Origin of the sequence: Mesorhizobium sp. B2-3-10, assembly GCF_006442275.1 — a bacterium.
Classification (GTDB): domain Bacteria; phylum Pseudomonadota; class Alphaproteobacteria; order Rhizobiales; family Rhizobiaceae; genus Mesorhizobium; species Mesorhizobium australicum.
In genome coordinates, this window is sequence record NZ_VFVT01000001.1 from 576,645 (window position 1) to 590,974 (window position 14,330).

Genomic DNA, 14,330 nt, shown 5'->3' on the forward strand with positions numbered 1-14,330 from the left:
GAGGACGACAAACGTGATGGGTTGCTCAGCCGTAGATCTGCTTGTGGATCTGGTAGAGCATTTCCGAACGGTCGGCGCGCATGTCGGCCAGATCGCGGCTGGAGAAGCTGTCGATTTCGGCGATGAGGCGATTGTAGTGCTTGCGCTTGGCGATGCTGGTGCGAGCGCGGGTCACGAGGTCGTTGAAGATCATAGCAAGGTTCCTTCTGTGCCGCATTCGGCGCGGCCGTTTCTTCCTCCCTTGATCGGTACGGATCATGACATAGGAATGGTGCGTTGCAAAAAGAAGATGTTGCAATGCACCATTGCAGCCAGCGCATAGCCGGTTAATGGCTTCCTAAGCTCCCGCACGACGCGCGGCCCGGGCCGGCAGGCGAGCCGCCTCCCATTTTGTCTTACAAATTAGCGTTACCCCGTCTTGCCAGATCGATTGCGGGCTGGCTTGATCCAATGTCACCTGATGCCTGGAGGAAACATGGCGGCCGCAGATTATTATGAAGTTCTCGATCCGCGTTTCGGGCGCCTGTTCAACGGCAACGCGCAGGTGGAGAAGCTGTTCACCGGCTGCCGGTGGGCGGAAGGGCCGGCCTGGTTCGCCGCCGGCCGCTATGTCGTCTGGTCGGACATTCCGAACAACCGCATGATGCGCTACGACGAGACGGACGGCAGCGTCAGTGTCTTCCGTCAGCCGTCCGGCAATTCCAACGGCAACACCGTCGACCGGCAAGGCCGGCTGGTCACCTGCGAGCATTCGGGCCGGCGCGTCAGCCGCACCGAGCATGACGGCTCGATCACCACCATCGCCGCCAAATGGAAGGGCAAGCCGCTGAACTCGCCCAACGACGCGGTGGTGAAGTCCGACGGCTCGATCTGGTTCACCGATCCGACCTACGGCATCGACACCGACTATGAGGGCGACAAAGCCGAGAGTGAAATCGGCGCCTGCCATGTCTACCGGGTCGATCCCGACACGGGCGATATCGAGGCTGTCATCACCGACATGGTCAGGCCGAACGGCCTTGCCTTCTCGCTCGACGAAAGCCTGCTCTATGTCGTCGACACCGGCCGCACGCATGGCGCCGAGAACCCGGCGCATATGCGGGTGTTCAATGTCGGCAAGCACGGCAAGAAGGTTTCCGGAGGCAAGGTGTTCGCCGACTGCACGGCCGGACTGTTCGACGGCTTCCGGCTCGACGCCGATGGGCGTATCTGGACGAGTGCCGCCGACGGCATCCATTGCTACGATCCCGACGGCACGCTGATCGGCAAGGTCAAGGTGCCGGAGGTGACCGCCAATTGCGTTTTCGGCGGCGCCAAGCTGAACTGTCTCTACATCGCCGGCACCACCTCGCTTTATTCGGTGCGGCTGATGGTGAATGGGGCCAAGACCTATTGAGTCTGCTGGAAACGCTTCTCTGGCGTCCCTTATTGGCCGTTTTGCGGGTAGCCACAGCGCCCGCTTCGCCGCGGCTTCCGGAGCCACCATCCTGCGGTTCGCCGGAGCGGAGTTCGAAGCCGCCTGTCCGCGGTATCAGACACAATTCAAGGGGAGGGCGTCATGCCATTCGTCAACATCCGCATCGTCAAGGAAGTGATCGCCGCCGATCCGGCCGGCAAGAAGGCTGACATCGCCAGGAAAGTCACGGCGGCCATCATGGACGCCACCGGGCTTAGCAATGACGATGTCTGGGTGGTCTTCGAGGAGGTCAATGCCCGCGACTGGTACGTCGGCAAGACCGACGTGGAGACGTTGAGAGGCAAGAAATAATCCCAAGGCGCGATGAGCGCCGCAAATCCGGGCTCTGCTCAGGAAGGTGCGGCGGCCGTGTCCGCGCCTGCCGTGCGTCCGCCGACCGTACCTTCACCCGGCCGGCGCTTCGCCCAGCTCTCCAGCCAGTCGCGGCTTTGCATCTCGATCAGCCGCGATGCGGTTCGCTCGAATTCGAACACCTCGACGCCGCGCTTGGCCACATAAAGCGCGTGCGGTGGCGCCTCGGCGCTCACCACCAGCCGCGTATGATGGTCGTAAAGCGTGTCGATCAACAGGATGAAGCGTTTGGCCTCGTTGCGCTTGCCTTCGCCCAACACCGGCACACGGTCGATGAAAACAGTCGAAAACCGCCCGGCGATCGCCAGGTAATCGCGCGCGCCGAGCGGCTTTTCGCAGAGGTCGGCGAAGGTGAAACGCGCAGCGTCACCAGCGGCGGCCGGCACCACCACCTTGCGTCCCTTCAGCGTCAGCGAGGTCTCGGCCGTCGGCGCACCGCGCGTCATCGACTGCCAGGCCTCATCGAGCGCCTGGTCGGCCGCCGCATCGGCCGGTGTGACATAGACCGGCGTGCGTGCGAGCTTTTCCAGCCGGTAATCCTTGTCGCTGTCCAGCGACAGCACCTGCGCGTGGCGTTCCAATATGGCGATGAACGGTAGGAAAAGCTGGCGGTTCAACCCGTCACGGTAAAGATCTTGCGGCGCCACGTTCGAGGTGGCGACCAGCACGACCCCGTTGGCAAACAGTGCCGAGAATAGCCTGGACAGGATCATGGCGTCGGCGATGTCGGTGACCGAGAACTCGTCGAAACACAGCACCCAGGCCTGCTCGGCGAGCGCCTTGGCCACCGGCGGGATCGGATCGTCTTCCCTGACCGTGCCTTCCTTGCGCGCCTGCCGGTGTTTCTGGATACGGTCCTGCACATCGGCCATGAAGTCGTTGAAATGCACACGGCGCTTGCGCCTGACCGGCAGGAGCTCGAAGAACATGTCCATCAGCATGGTCTTGCCGCGGCCGACGCCGCCATGGATGTAGAGGCCCTTGACCGCTTCATGCGTCTCGCGCTTGCGCGCAAACAGCCAGCCCAGTGCACTGGACTTGTGCGCCAGCCGCTTGGCCGAGATCTCGACGGTCAGCCGGTCGAGCGCGGCGGCGATCTCTTCCTGCGCGGCATCGCGCTCGATCGCGCCTGATACCACCAGATGGTCGTAGCGCTGCCGGACGGTCGGATGGGTCTGAAGGCCGTCACGCAGATGCATCGATCACGTCATTGTTCAGAGCAGGATGCCCAGAGAAAGGGTGCGCCGAGATTGAGGTCACGCCGCCGGCATCACCTGAATGTCGGCATCTCCTACCTCGTAAGCGAGATCGGTTGCCCGTTGGAAGTCTGGCCGTCGAATTTCGAGCCGCCCGACGAATAGAGCCGCGCCAGCGAACCGCCATTCTCGTCATAAAGCGTCAGCTGCTTGCCGGCGACGTTCCACGACTTGATGCCGTCGATCGGCGCCGGGCAATGCAGCGGCCCGGCGCGGAAACCGGCGCCGAACTTGGTCTGCGGCGTCGCCACCTTGCAGCTCTGGCCGGAGACGCTGACGTTCCAGACACCGGCGACGGCCGCCGCGCTGAGATCGGCGGCACCCGCGGGCGCCGCGCCGTCCGGCGGCAGCGAAGCAACTTGCGTGTTAGCCGGCGCGGTCGGGAACCGCGACGGGTCGGTGGTGCCGGGCGAGGCCGGCGGCGGCAGCTGGTTGGAACTCACCTGGCCGGCGGGGGCTGGCTGCAGCGGCGCCGGTTGCTGGTCGTCCATCGACGAGAAGCGTGAGGTTGAGCAGCCGCTCGCAACGAGTGCCGCCAGGGATACGGCCACCAGGCCGCCTTTCGAAAAATTCATTACAACCTCCGTCGGATCCGGCTGGGGGGAAACCGTCCGCGCAATCTCACCTCCACCAAGATGGAGAAGGTGGCGAAATTTCAACCCGATATGGTTAAAATAGGGTTTGTGGTATGAATTGTTGCAAATTTATCGCACTCACCCGGCGAGCGGCGCACTCGGCACGAACACATATCCGTCCGGTCCGACGATATAGCACTCGCGCAGACCATGCGGCTTGTCGATCGCGCCGGCCAGCACGATGTGGCCATGCTCCAGCGCCGCCGCCTCGATCGCGTCGGGCTCCGCGCCATAGAGACGCAGTTCGATGCCGGCGCCGCGCGTCTCCGCACCCGCGATGGAGCCCGTCATCGGATTGTCGAGATAAGAATGGTCCGCATGCAGCATGAACACCGATCCCAGAAGCTCGATCGCGGCGAAATCCTCGTCGGCATAGACGATGCGGGCGCCAAGCACGTCGCCGCAGAAGGCTTCCATCGCCGCCATGTCCGATACCAGCAGATTGACGCCGATGCCGCGCGGCAGCGAGCGGCCGAAATCCTCGGCCTTCATCCAGGGTGTCTTTGTCCGCTTCATCGCCATGGCATCTTCCTCCTGATGCCGCGATCCTAGCCGGGACCGCCTTGCCGCCCTTGGCCTTCGGCCGGCAAACGCTTGCGCCAGGCGCGTCAGGGCTTATGTCTATGGCAATTCCAGGAAAGGTGTGTGGCGCTTTCCCCGGGAAAACGCGCAGCACTTTCCCCTGGGAATTGCGTGAAAACAAAGAGTTCACCGAAACCCGCCGGAGCGCAGACCTTGGCCGCCAGAAAGAAAGCCGCCAACCGCTACTACAGCGGCCCGTCCAGCGACCATTTCGACGGCAGCCTGTTCTTCAATCCCGGCGGCCGGATGCCCGGCCCCTTCAAGGATTTGCTGAAATGGCAGTTCAGCGGCCAGCGCTCGAAATGGCCGGCTGCCAGCCCGAGCCCCTTTGCGCAGGCAAAGCCGGCGGCGGCGGTCGAAGGCGCCGATCTGGTCGTGACCATGGTCGGCCATTCGACCTTGCTGATCCAGACAGCCGGGCTGAACATCCTGACCGATCCGGTCTGGTCGGAGCGCACATCGCCGTTCTCCTTTGCCGGACCCAGGCGCGTCAATCCGCCGGGTATCGCCCTTGGCGATCTGCCGGCGATCGACCTCGTGCTGGTCAGCCACAACCACTATGACCATCTCGACCTTGCCACGCTGAGGCAGTTGCAGGAGAAGCACGATCCGCTGGTGGTGACGCCGCTCGGCAACGATGCCATCATCGCCGCCGCGGTGCCCGGGACGCGGCTTTCCGCGCATGACTGGGGCGACAGGGTCGATGTCTCCGACGGCACCGCTATCCACGTCGAGCCCGCGCATCACTGGTCGGCGCGCGGGGCGCGCGACCGGCGCATGGCGCTGTGGGCCGGCTTCGTCATCGAGACGCCGGGCGGAAAAATCTATTTCGCCGGTGATACCGGCTTCCACGGCGGCATCAACTACCGGCTGATGGCGGAGAGGCATGGCGGCTTCCGCTTCGCCATCCTGCCGATCGGCGCCTACGAGCCGCGCTGGTTCATGGCGCCGCAGCACCAGAACCCCGAGGAAGCGGTCCAGGGCATGTCGTTGTGCAACGCAGCCTTCGCCGCCGGCTGCCATTGGGGCACGTTCCAGCTCACCGACGAGCCGTTCGACGAACCGGTGCGGAAGCTGGCCGAGGCGCTGGACGGCCGAGGCATCCCACAGGAGCGCTTTCGCGCCTTGCGGCCCGGCGAGATCTGGGAAGTGCCCCGGATATGATCGCCTCGATGGCTGGAATGACCGTTTACGCTGCCATGGTTTTCGCTGATGGTCATCCGCGGACAGGATAGGGGAATCAGATGAAGTCAATCATGGCAGGTCTCTTGGTGCTGGCGGTCTCTGTGCCAGCGGCTTTCGCGGGCGAGATCAGCGATCGGGCGGCCGAGGCCGAGAAGCTGCTCCAGTCGGGTGATGGCGCCGGTGCGCTGGAGAAATTCAGCAGCGCCCAGGAAGCGCTCTGGCAAGCGATGCCGCTTGGCGTCCTGAACGTCAGGCAGGTCGACACGGCCTCCGGCTTCGGTATCTACAGCGAGCGCGCCAACCACATCTACAAGCCCGGTGAGAAAATCGTGCTGTACATGGAGCCGGTCGGCTATGGCTATGGCAAGGACGGCCTCGGCAACAGCATGATCGCGCTCTCTGTCGACATCACCGTCGTGTCCGCAGCCGGCGAAACGCTCGGCACAATGGAAAAAGTCGGCCGTGTTCAGATCGCCTCTCGCTCGCACAATCGCGAACTGTTCTTCAAACTCGACCTCTCCCTCGACGGCCTGCCGGCCGGCAAATACCGGTGCAACTTCGTCATGCATGACGAGAATTCGAGCAAGACGGCCCCCTTCAGCACGGATATCGAGATCGCCGGCTGAGGCGATGCCGGGAAAACCACCGATGTCCGATGGAGACGGCACCGGCGGGGACGAAATCCGCGTCGGGCGCAATGTCTTCATCAATCAGAACTGCACTTTCTACGACCTCGGCTGCCTCGACATCGCCGACGCTATCTCCCGGCCTCGGGAACCCAAGCACGACAGCCGCGTTTTTCAACCGGTTTCAATGTGTCCGGCTTGCGAGGCGTTCCCATGCTCAAATGGATCATCATTCTCCTGATCATCGCCGCCGCGGCGAGCCTGCTCGGCATGCCGGCGCTGGCGGGCGCGGCCGCCACTGGCGCGCGCATTCTCATCGGCATCGTGCTCATCATCTTCCTGTTGATCTTGCTTGGGGTCTTTGCGGTAACGTAAGTCCCGCACCTTCGCCGTGAAAGCGGCTGCGCACTGGTAATTCCTGCCCGTTTCCGCCATATAGCGCCGAACGGACATGGAAATTTCGGAGCAATGGCAGGCACGGCCCCTTTCGCCAAGATGAACGGCATCGGCAACGAGATCATCGTTGCCGACATGCGTGGCCGTGCGGATCGGGTGACGGCCGCGGCTGCCATCGCGCTCAACGCCGATGCCTCGACGCGGTTCGACCAGATCATGGCGATCCACGACGCCAGGACGCCGGGCACCGCTTATTTCGTCGACATCCTGAATTCCGACGGGTCGGGCGCGCAGGCCTGCGGCAACGGCATGCGCTGTGTCGTCCAGGCGCTGGCCGCCGAGACCGGCGAGAAGACCTTCACCTTCGAAACCGTGGCCGGGATCTTGAACGCCTGCGAACACGCGGACGGCTCGATCTCGGTCGACATGGGCACGCCGCGCTTCGGCTGGCGCGACATCCCGCTGGCCGAGGAGTTCCGCGACACCCGCATGATCGAATTGCAGGTCGGCCCGATCGACGCGCCGGTGCTGCATTCGCCTTCGGCGGTCTCGACGGGCAACCCGCACGCCATCTTCTGGGTCGACGCCGATGTCTGGACTTATGAACTCGATCGTTTCGGCCCGCTGCTCGAAAACCATCCGATCTTTCCCGAGCGCGCCAACATAACCATCGCGCAGGTGACCTCGCCCGACTCGATGATCATCCGCACCTGGGAGCGTGGCGCCGGCCTGACCAAGGCCTGCGGCTCCGCCTCGTGCGCGGCTGTCGTTGCCGCCGCGCGCACCAGGCGCACGGGCCGCAGCGTCAACCTTTTGACCCCCGGCGGCGGTACGCTGCATGTCGAGTGGCGCGAGGACGACCACGTCATCCTGACCGGCGCGGCCGAGTGGGAATTTTCCGGCAGCTTCGATCCGTCGACCGGACAATGGGCCCGCGACACCGAAAGCGCGGCGTGATGTCCGCCCTTGCCAAGGACGTCGACGTGGCGAAGGAGGCCGGCCGCATCGACGTGGTGACTTTCGGCTGCCGTCTCAACACCTATGAGTCCGAAGTGATGCGGCGCGAGGCCGAAAATGCCGGCCTCGGCGCGCTGGATGGCGGCGCCGTCATCTTCAACACCTGCGCCGTCACCGGCGAAGCGGTGCGCCAGGCCAGGCAGGCGATCCGCAAGGCGCGCCGCGACAACCCGGCCGCGCGCATCATCGTCACCGGCTGCGCCGCGCAGACCGAGCCCGAAAAATTCGCCGCCATGGACGAGGTCGATCTCGTGCTTGGCAATGAAGAGAAGCTGAAGGCCAATTCCTATCGCGCGCTGCCCGATTTTGGCGTCAACGATACCGAGAAGGCGCGCGTCAACGACATCTTTTCGGTGCGTGAGACCGCCGGCCACATGGTCGATGCCATCGAGGGCCGGGCCCGCGCGTTCGTGCAGGTGCAGAATGGCTGCGACCATCGCTGCACCTTCTGCATCATCCCCTATGGCCGCGGCAATTCGCGCTCGGTGCCGATGGGCGCCGTGGTCGAGCAGGTCAAGCGGCTAGCGGGCAACGGCTATGCCGAGATCGTGCTGACGGGTGTCGACATGACGTCTTTCGGCGCCGACCTGCCAGGCGCGCCGAAGCTCGGCAAGCTGGTGAAGACCATCCTGCGTCAGGTGCCCGATGTAAAGCGGCTCAGGCTGTCCTCCATCGATTCGATCGAGGCTGACGACGACTTGCTCGATGCGCTCGCCACGGAAGCCAGGCTGATGCCGCATCTGCATCTGTCGCTGCAGTCGGGCGACGACATGATCCTGAAGCGCATGAAGCGCCGGCATCTGCGCGATCAGTCGATCCGCTTTTGCGAGGATGTGCGCAAACTGCGGCCCGGCATTGTTTTCGGCGCCGACATTATCGCTGGTTTCCCGACCGAGACAGAAGCCATGTTCGAGAATTCGCTGGAGATCGTCGAGGAGTGCGGCCTGACCCATCTCCACGTCTTCCCATTTTCGCCGCGCGAGGGCACACCCGCCGCGCGCATGCCGCAGGTCCGCCGCGAGTTGGTCAAGCAGCGCGCCGCCCGGCTGCGCGCCGCCGGCGAAGCGGCCTACCAGCGCCATCTGTCCTCGCTCGCCGGCAGCCGTCAGTCGGTCCTGATCGAGCGCGACGGCCTTGGCCGCACCGAAGGGTTCACGCTTGCCGCACTCGGCACCGGCGCGCCGGGAGAGATAGTCGAGGCTGATATAACCGGCCACGACGGGATCAGGCTGATAGCCACCCCCCTTGCCGCCCGCGCCGCCTGAGAACACAAAAGCATGGCTGGTTTTTTCAAGAAGATATTTTCGTTCGGCAAGAAGGAGGTGGTCGAGGAGCGCATCGACGAGACCGCCCCGCTGCCGCCGATCAAATGGGACCAGCTCGACGCGCTGAAGCCGGCGGCCGAGCAGGCCTTGCCGGAGTTTTTGAAGCGCGAGGAGCCTGTGGCGGAAGCCGCGCCGGCGACCGTGCCTGCTCCGGTCGAGGCCGCGCCCGGACCGCAGCCCGAGGAACCCACACCCGAGGAACCCACACCCGAGCCTGCGCCGACCATTCCGCCCGCGCCGGAGCCAACTGTTCCGTCAGAACCGGAGCGGCAGCCGGAGCCTGCGCCGGAAGAGAAACCGGCACCCGCGCCCGAGACGCCTGAACCGCCTGCGCCCGAAGAGGTCCCGCCGCCGCCGGTTGCTCCCGAGCCCACGCCCGAACCCCAGCCGCAGGAGATCCCGCCGGCGCCATCGGAGCCGGAGATCGTTCCCTCGCCTCCGGAGAGGCGACCGGAACCCGCGCCCGTCGAAGTGCCGACGCCGCCAGTCGAAGTGCCGGCCGAGATACCCGCACCGGTCGAGGTGCCATCGGCGTCGCCGGCTGAAGTGCCTCCGTCGGCGGCCGCCGTCGAGCAGCCTTCAAGGGCCGGCGCTGCCCCTCATCCGCCTGCCGGCACCTCCCGGTATAGGGACGGGGCGAAGGAAGGGGCGTCAGCACCGTCCTCGCCCGGTTTGCGGGGAGAGCATGAAGGAAAGCGCGGACCTGCCGTCGAAGCGGGGCTCGAAGCGCCACCAGCTGAAATCGCCCCTCCCATTCGCCAGCCTGCACCGGTCGAGACGCAGCCGGTCGTTGCCGAGGTCGCACCCGAGCCTCAATCGGTCCCGCGGCCCACCCCGGAGCCAAGACCCGTTCCCGGCAAGGTGACGGTCGCCAGGAAGGTCGAGCAGAAGGCCGAGCCACAGAAGGCGCCGGAGCCGGCGCCGAGGCAATCCTGGTTCCAGCGCATGCGGGACGGGCTAGCCCGGTCCTCGCGCGAACTGACCGGCAACATCGCCGGCGTCTTCACCAAGCGCAAGCTGGACGAGGAGACGCTGCAGGACCTGGAGGACGTGCTGATCCGCGCCGATCTCGGCGTCGAAACGGCGCTGCGCGTCACCGATTCACTGGCCTCCAGCCGCTACGGCAAGGATGTTTCCGATACCGAAGTGCGCGCCGTCATGGCGGCCGAGGTGGAGAAGGTGCTCGCGCCGGTCGCGAAACCACTCGAGCTTGACCTCTCGCACAAGCCGCATGTCATCCTGGTGGTCGGCGTCAACGGCACCGGCAAGACCACGACCATCGGCAAGCTCGCCGCCAAGCTGACCGATGGCGGCCTGTCGGTGATGCTGGCCGCCGGCGACACGTTCCGCGCCGCCGCCATCGAACAGCTGAAGATCTGGGGCGAACGCACGAAATCGCCCGTCATTGCCTCCAAGCTCGGCGCCGACGCCGCCGGTCTCGCCTACGATGCCTTCGAGCGGGCAAAGGAAGCCGGCTCCGACGTGCTGATCATCGACACCGCCGGCCGGCTGCAGAACAAGACCGAACTGATGGCGGAGTTGGAAAAGATCGTCCGCGTGCTGGGCAAGCTCGATCCCGAAGCGCCGCACACCGTGCTGCAGACGGTCGACGCCACGACCGGCCAGAACGCGCTCAACCAGGTCGAGATCTTCCGCAATATCGCCGGCGTCAACGGCCTAGTGATGACCAAGCTGGACGGCACGGCGCGGGGCGGTATTCTGGTGGCGATCGCGGCAAAACATAAATTGCCGGTCTATTTCATCGGCGTCGGCGAACAGGTCGACGACCTCGAACCGTTTTCCGCAAGCGAATTCGCCAGGGCGATCGCTGGAGTGGCTTGAACAAGGCACGATGCCGGAAGTGAGGCTTCCGGATTGGATCGTGCGTTAGAAGGAAACCATGAACCCACCCATTCTCGAACGCGATCCGTCCGACCCGCAGAAAGAGAAGAAGGAAGGCATCAATCCCGTGCTCAAGCTGGCGCTGGAGCTCGGGCCGCTGCTCGTCTTCTTCTTCGCCAATGCGCGCGGCGAGTGGCTGACGCAGAAATTGCCCGTGCTGGCTGAATTCGGCGGCCCAATCTTCGTCGCCACAGGCCTGTTCATGGCCGCGACCGCCATCGCGCTGATCGCCTCATGGCTGCTCACCCGCACCTTGCCGATCATGCCGATGGTGTCGGGGGTCGTCGTTTTCATCTTCGGCGCGCTGACGCTTTATCTGCAGGACGATATCTTCATCAAGATGAAGCCGACCATCGTCAACACGCTGTTCGGCGGCGTGCTGCTTGGCGGCCTGTATTTCGGCCGCTCGCTGCTCGGCTATGTCTTCGAGTCCGCATTCAAGCTCGATGCCGAAGGCTGGCGCAAGCTCACCTTCCGCTGGGGCCTGTTCTTCCTGTTCCTGGCCCTCGTCAACGAAGTCGTCTGGCGGAATTTTTCCACCGACGCCTGGGTTACGTTCAAGGTCTGGGGCATCATGCCGATCACGCTTCTTTTCACCTTCAGCCAGATGCCGCTGATCCTGCGCCACTCGCTGGACGACAAGGCCGGCGGCGAAGAGAAAGTCGGCAAATAGGGCTGCAAAGGGGAGAGCCATGGAATTCGTCACCACCCAGGAGGAGCTGCGGACGATCTACAAGACGCCGCGCCCGACCGATGGCTCGATCCGCAAGGAATTGAAGGCGCTGGACGCCCATTGCCGCTCCTTCATCGGCAAGAGCCCATTCGTGCTGATCGGCTCGTCCGATGGCGAAGGCAATGCCGACGTCACCCCGAAAGGCGACAAGCCCGGCTTCGCCGCCATTCTCGACGAGAACACCATCGCCATCCCCGACCGGCCCGGCAACAACCGGCTGGATACGCTGGAAAACATCATCCGCAATCCCTCGGTCGGGCTGCTCTTCCTCATACCAGGCATGAACGAGACGCTGCGCGTCAATGGCGATGCCCGCATCACCGTCGATGCCACCTTGCGCGAGCGCCTTGCGGTCGACGGCAAGGAGCCGCAAAGCGTTATCGTGATCGTGGTCAAGGCCGCTTACATGCATTGCGCCAAGGCTTTCATGCGCTCCGATTTGTGGAAGCCCGACAGCTGGCATGATCGCGCCACGCTGCCGACGCTCGGCCAGATCCTGCGCGACCAGTTGGCACTGGCCGATTCGGCCGAGGCGACCGACCGCTGGCTCGACGGCGAGTACAAACAGACGATGTGGTAGGGTTGTCGGCCCCCGATTCGTCCGGACTGGTCCGCCTTGCTCAACCTCATTGCGATATCCGGCAGCCTGCGGGCGGCCTCCACCAATTCGGCCCTGGTCGCGGCACTGGCGCTGAACACGCCAGCGGGCTGTCGCGTCACCGTCTATGACGGGCTTGGCCGGCTGCCGATCTTCAATCCCGACGACGAGGGCGAGCGGACGCCGCGCGAGGCCTCCGATCTGATCGAGGCCGTCACCGGCGCGGACGGTGTCGTCGTCTCCTGTCCCGAATATGCCCATGGCGTGCCTGGCGGCCTTAAGAACGCGCTCGACTGGCTGGTCTCGCGTGACGCCGCCGTCGGCAAGCCGGCGATGCTGGCGCACGCCTCGCCACGCTCGCTCTACGCCCGCACGGCGCTGGCGGAGATCATGCGCACCATGTCGTTCGCGCTTTGCGAAGAAGCCATGCTCGAGGTTTCGCTCCTCGGCAAGAAGCCGGCGGAGGTTGAAAGTATCCTGCGAGAGCCGGCAAACGTGCGGGCAATTCGCGATGGCCTGTCAGCCTTCGCGGACTTCATCCGCTCGCGCCAAACTTGAGCGGACTCGCGCCAAATTGAGCGGTCGCCATCGTGTCGTCGTCCTGGAAGGACCGGAGGCGTCGGCCAATCGCTACAGCCGATAGACGTACATCACAAAGGTCTCCGCCTCGCCATGCGCCTCCTTGCGCCCCTCATAAAGTGCGCGGGCGGGCAGATTGTCCGGCTCGGTGCCGACCCAGGCCTCTTCGCAGCCATGCTCGCGGCCGAGCGCGAACATGGCGTCGAGCATTCTGCGCGCGATGCCCTGCTGCTGGAAGGCTGGCGAGACGCCGACCTCGTCGACATAGAGTTCCGGCGCCTTGTCCGGATGGCGGTGCATGACCGCCGCGCATTGGCCGACGACAACGTCCTCAGCCAAGGCCACGATCATGAAATGGCCCGATTGCGCGAGATAGCTTGCCAGGCGATCGGGCCGCACCGGCTCGTCGAACACGTCGTCGGCAATCCGCATCACAAGGGCGTCATCTCCGGGATAAAGCCTTCTGATCTCAATCGCCATTGTGTAAATTCTCCCAAGTCGGCTTACAAGCTTTGACGTTTACGTAAATCCCGAAGTCACTAACCGATTGAAAATGCAGGGGTCGAAATAATCGTTTGAATTTATTCCGCACCAGAGTTATTGGGTGCGGGAAATTCGCGGTTCCCCGCAGCAGTCCGGCCTCTTCCTCGACGCCGTGTTGGCGCGTCACAGACAAAGGGAAATCATCCTCACATGGCACGCAACAAGATAGCGCTTATCGGCTCTGGCATGATCGGCGGCACGCTCGCCCACATGATCGGCCTCAAGGATCTCGGCGACGTGGTCCTGTTCGATATCGCCGAGGGTATCCCGCAAGGCAAGGGGCTCGATATCGCGCAGTCGTCGCCGGTCGATGGTTTCGATTCCCGGCTGACCGGCGTCAACGACTATGCCGGCATCGAGGGCGCCGATGTCTGCATCGTCACCGCCGGCGTGCCGCGCAAACCGGGCATGAGCCGCGACGACCTGCTGGGCATCAACCTGAAGGTCATGGAGCAGGTCGGCGCAGGGCTGAAGAAGTACGCGCCGAAGGCCTTCGTCATCTGCATTACCAATCCCCTCGACGCCATGGTGTGGGCGCTGCAGAAGTTTTCGGGCTTGCCCAAGACCCATGTCGTCGGCATGGCCGGCGTGCTCGACAGCGCGCGCTTCCGCTACTTCCTGGCCGAGGAATTCAAGGTTTCGGTCGAGGACGTCACCGCCTTCGTGCTCGGCGGCCACGGCGATTCCATGGTGCCGATGATCCGCTATTCCACGGTGTCGGGCATTCCGCTTCCCGACCTGATCAAGATGGGCTGGACCTCGAAGGAAAAGCTCGACCAGATCGTGCAGCGCACCCGCGACGGCGGCGCCGAGATCGTCGGCCTCCTGAAGACCGGCTCGGCCTATTACGCGCCGGCGGCCTCGGCGATCCAGATGGCCGAATCCTACCTCAAGGACAAGAAGCGCGTGCTGCCTTGCGCGGCACACCTCTCCGGCCAGTATGGCGTCAAGGGTACCTATGTCGGCGTGCCCGTGGTGATCGGCGCCGGCGGTGTCGAGCGCGTCATCGAGATCGACCTCAACAAGGCCGAGCAGAAGATGTTCGAGGCATCGGTGGCGACCGTGCAGGGCCTGACCGAGGCCTGCGTCAAGATCGCGCCGCAGCTCGCCTCGAAGTAACCCCGC

General features: G+C 64.4%; 17 protein-coding genes. 12 read left to right on the forward strand and 5 right to left on the reverse strand.

Annotated features, from left to right (window positions below; genetic code table 11):
- Nucleotides 1-25: 25 nt before the first annotated feature.
- Entirely contained in the window at nucleotides 26-193 is a 168-nt protein-coding gene (locus FJ943_RS02930; RefSeq protein ID WP_015314993.1) for a hypothetical protein, read from the reverse strand.
- 282 nt (nucleotides 194-475) lie between these two features.
- Between FJ943_RS02930 and FJ943_RS02935 the strand changes: the two genes are divergently transcribed.
- Both FJ943_RS02935 and FJ943_RS02940 read left to right on the forward strand, forming a co-directional pair.
- On the forward strand, nucleotides 476-1,396 hold the full coding sequence (locus tag FJ943_RS02935; protein WP_015314994.1) for an SMP-30/gluconolactonase/LRE family protein: 921 nt from the start codon (nucleotides 476-478) through the stop codon (nucleotides 1,394-1,396).
- A gap of 162 nt (nucleotides 1,397-1,558) precedes the next feature.
- Nucleotides 1,559-1,768 carry a 4-oxalocrotonate tautomerase family protein gene (locus FJ943_RS02940; RefSeq protein ID WP_015314995.1) on the forward strand — a complete coding sequence of 70 codons (210 nt, stop codon included), beginning with the start codon at nucleotides 1,559-1,561 and terminating at the stop codon, nucleotides 1,766-1,768.
- A gap of 38 nt (nucleotides 1,769-1,806) precedes the next feature.
- Here the strand turns inward: FJ943_RS02940 and zapE are convergent, their stop codons facing one another.
- From zapE to FJ943_RS02955, 3 genes are all read right to left on the reverse strand, one after another.
- Nucleotides 1,807-3,027, reverse strand: a complete 1,221-nt coding sequence (gene zapE / locus FJ943_RS02945) for a cell division protein ZapE (RefSeq protein ID WP_140719712.1) — start codon at nucleotides 3,025-3,027, stop codon at nucleotides 1,807-1,809.
- Nucleotides 3,028-3,119: 92 nt separating this feature from the next.
- Nucleotides 3,120-3,659 (reverse strand): protease inhibitor Inh/omp19 family protein, encoded by a 540-nt coding sequence (locus FJ943_RS02950; protein WP_015314997.1) that lies wholly within the window; start codon nucleotides 3,657-3,659, stop codon nucleotides 3,120-3,122.
- A 138-nt stretch (nucleotides 3,660-3,797) separates the two neighbouring features.
- On the reverse strand, nucleotides 3,798-4,241 hold the full coding sequence (locus FJ943_RS02955; RefSeq protein WP_140719714.1) for a VOC family protein: 444 nt from the start codon (nucleotides 4,239-4,241) through the stop codon (nucleotides 3,798-3,800).
- Between the two features lie 213 nt (nucleotides 4,242-4,454).
- Between FJ943_RS02955 and FJ943_RS02960 the strand changes: the two genes are divergently transcribed.
- The 9 genes from FJ943_RS02960 to FJ943_RS03005 all read left to right on the forward strand — a co-directional run bounded on the left by FJ943_RS02960 (nucleotide 4,455) and on the right by FJ943_RS03005 (nucleotide 12,641).
- A complete protein-coding gene (locus tag FJ943_RS02960) occupies nucleotides 4,455-5,465 on the forward strand; it encodes an MBL fold metallo-hydrolase (RefSeq protein ID WP_140719716.1) in 1,011 nt (336 codons plus the stop codon).
- 92 nt (nucleotides 5,466-5,557) lie between these two features.
- Nucleotides 5,558-6,112: a hypothetical protein gene (locus FJ943_RS02965; protein ID WP_246671818.1), complete on the forward strand. Its 555-nt coding sequence runs from the start codon at nucleotides 5,558-5,560 to the stop codon at nucleotides 6,110-6,112.
- Between the two features lie 213 nt (nucleotides 6,113-6,325).
- Nucleotides 6,326-6,487 (forward strand): DUF1328 family protein, encoded by a 162-nt coding sequence (locus FJ943_RS02975; protein ID WP_015315001.1) that lies wholly within the window; start codon nucleotides 6,326-6,328, stop codon nucleotides 6,485-6,487.
- 93 nt (nucleotides 6,488-6,580) lie between these two features.
- Entirely contained in the window at nucleotides 6,581-7,465 is an 885-nt protein-coding gene (gene dapF, locus FJ943_RS02980) for a diaminopimelate epimerase (RefSeq protein WP_140719719.1), read from the forward strand.
- Nucleotides 7,465-8,790, forward strand: coding sequence for a tRNA (N(6)-L-threonylcarbamoyladenosine(37)-C(2))-methylthiotransferase MtaB (mtaB, locus tag FJ943_RS02985; protein WP_140719721.1), 1,326 nt, complete (start codon nucleotides 7,465-7,467; stop codon nucleotides 8,788-8,790). Before dapF ends, mtaB begins: the two co-directional genes overlap by 1 nt.
- Before the next feature lie 12 nt (nucleotides 8,791-8,802).
- Nucleotides 8,803-10,692 carry a signal recognition particle-docking protein FtsY gene (gene ftsY / locus FJ943_RS02990; protein WP_140719723.1) on the forward strand — a complete coding sequence of 630 codons (1,890 nt, stop codon included), beginning with the start codon at nucleotides 8,803-8,805 and terminating at the stop codon, nucleotides 10,690-10,692.
- Between the two features lie 58 nt (nucleotides 10,693-10,750).
- Nucleotides 10,751-11,425 carry a septation protein A gene (locus FJ943_RS02995; protein WP_015315005.1) on the forward strand — a complete coding sequence of 225 codons (675 nt, stop codon included), beginning with the start codon at nucleotides 10,751-10,753 and terminating at the stop codon, nucleotides 11,423-11,425.
- 19 nt (nucleotides 11,426-11,444) lie between these two features.
- Nucleotides 11,445-12,065 (forward strand): pyridoxamine 5'-phosphate oxidase family protein, encoded by a 621-nt coding sequence (locus FJ943_RS03000; protein ID WP_140660442.1) that lies wholly within the window; start codon nucleotides 11,445-11,447, stop codon nucleotides 12,063-12,065.
- A 36-nt stretch (nucleotides 12,066-12,101) separates the two neighbouring features.
- Nucleotides 12,102-12,641, forward strand: coding sequence for an NADPH-dependent FMN reductase (locus tag FJ943_RS03005; protein WP_140719725.1), 540 nt, complete (start codon nucleotides 12,102-12,104; stop codon nucleotides 12,639-12,641).
- 72 nt (nucleotides 12,642-12,713) lie between these two features.
- Here the strand turns inward: FJ943_RS03005 and FJ943_RS03010 are convergent, their stop codons facing one another.
- Entirely contained in the window at nucleotides 12,714-13,142 is a 429-nt protein-coding gene (locus tag FJ943_RS03010; protein WP_140719727.1) for a GNAT family N-acetyltransferase, read from the reverse strand.
- A 213-nt stretch (nucleotides 13,143-13,355) separates the two neighbouring features.
- On the opposite strand from FJ943_RS03010, the gene mdh reads away from it, so the two are divergent.
- A complete protein-coding gene (mdh, locus tag FJ943_RS03015; RefSeq protein ID WP_015315009.1) occupies nucleotides 13,356-14,324 on the forward strand; it encodes a malate dehydrogenase in 969 nt (322 codons plus the stop codon).
- Nucleotides 14,325-14,330: the final 6 nt, after the last annotated feature.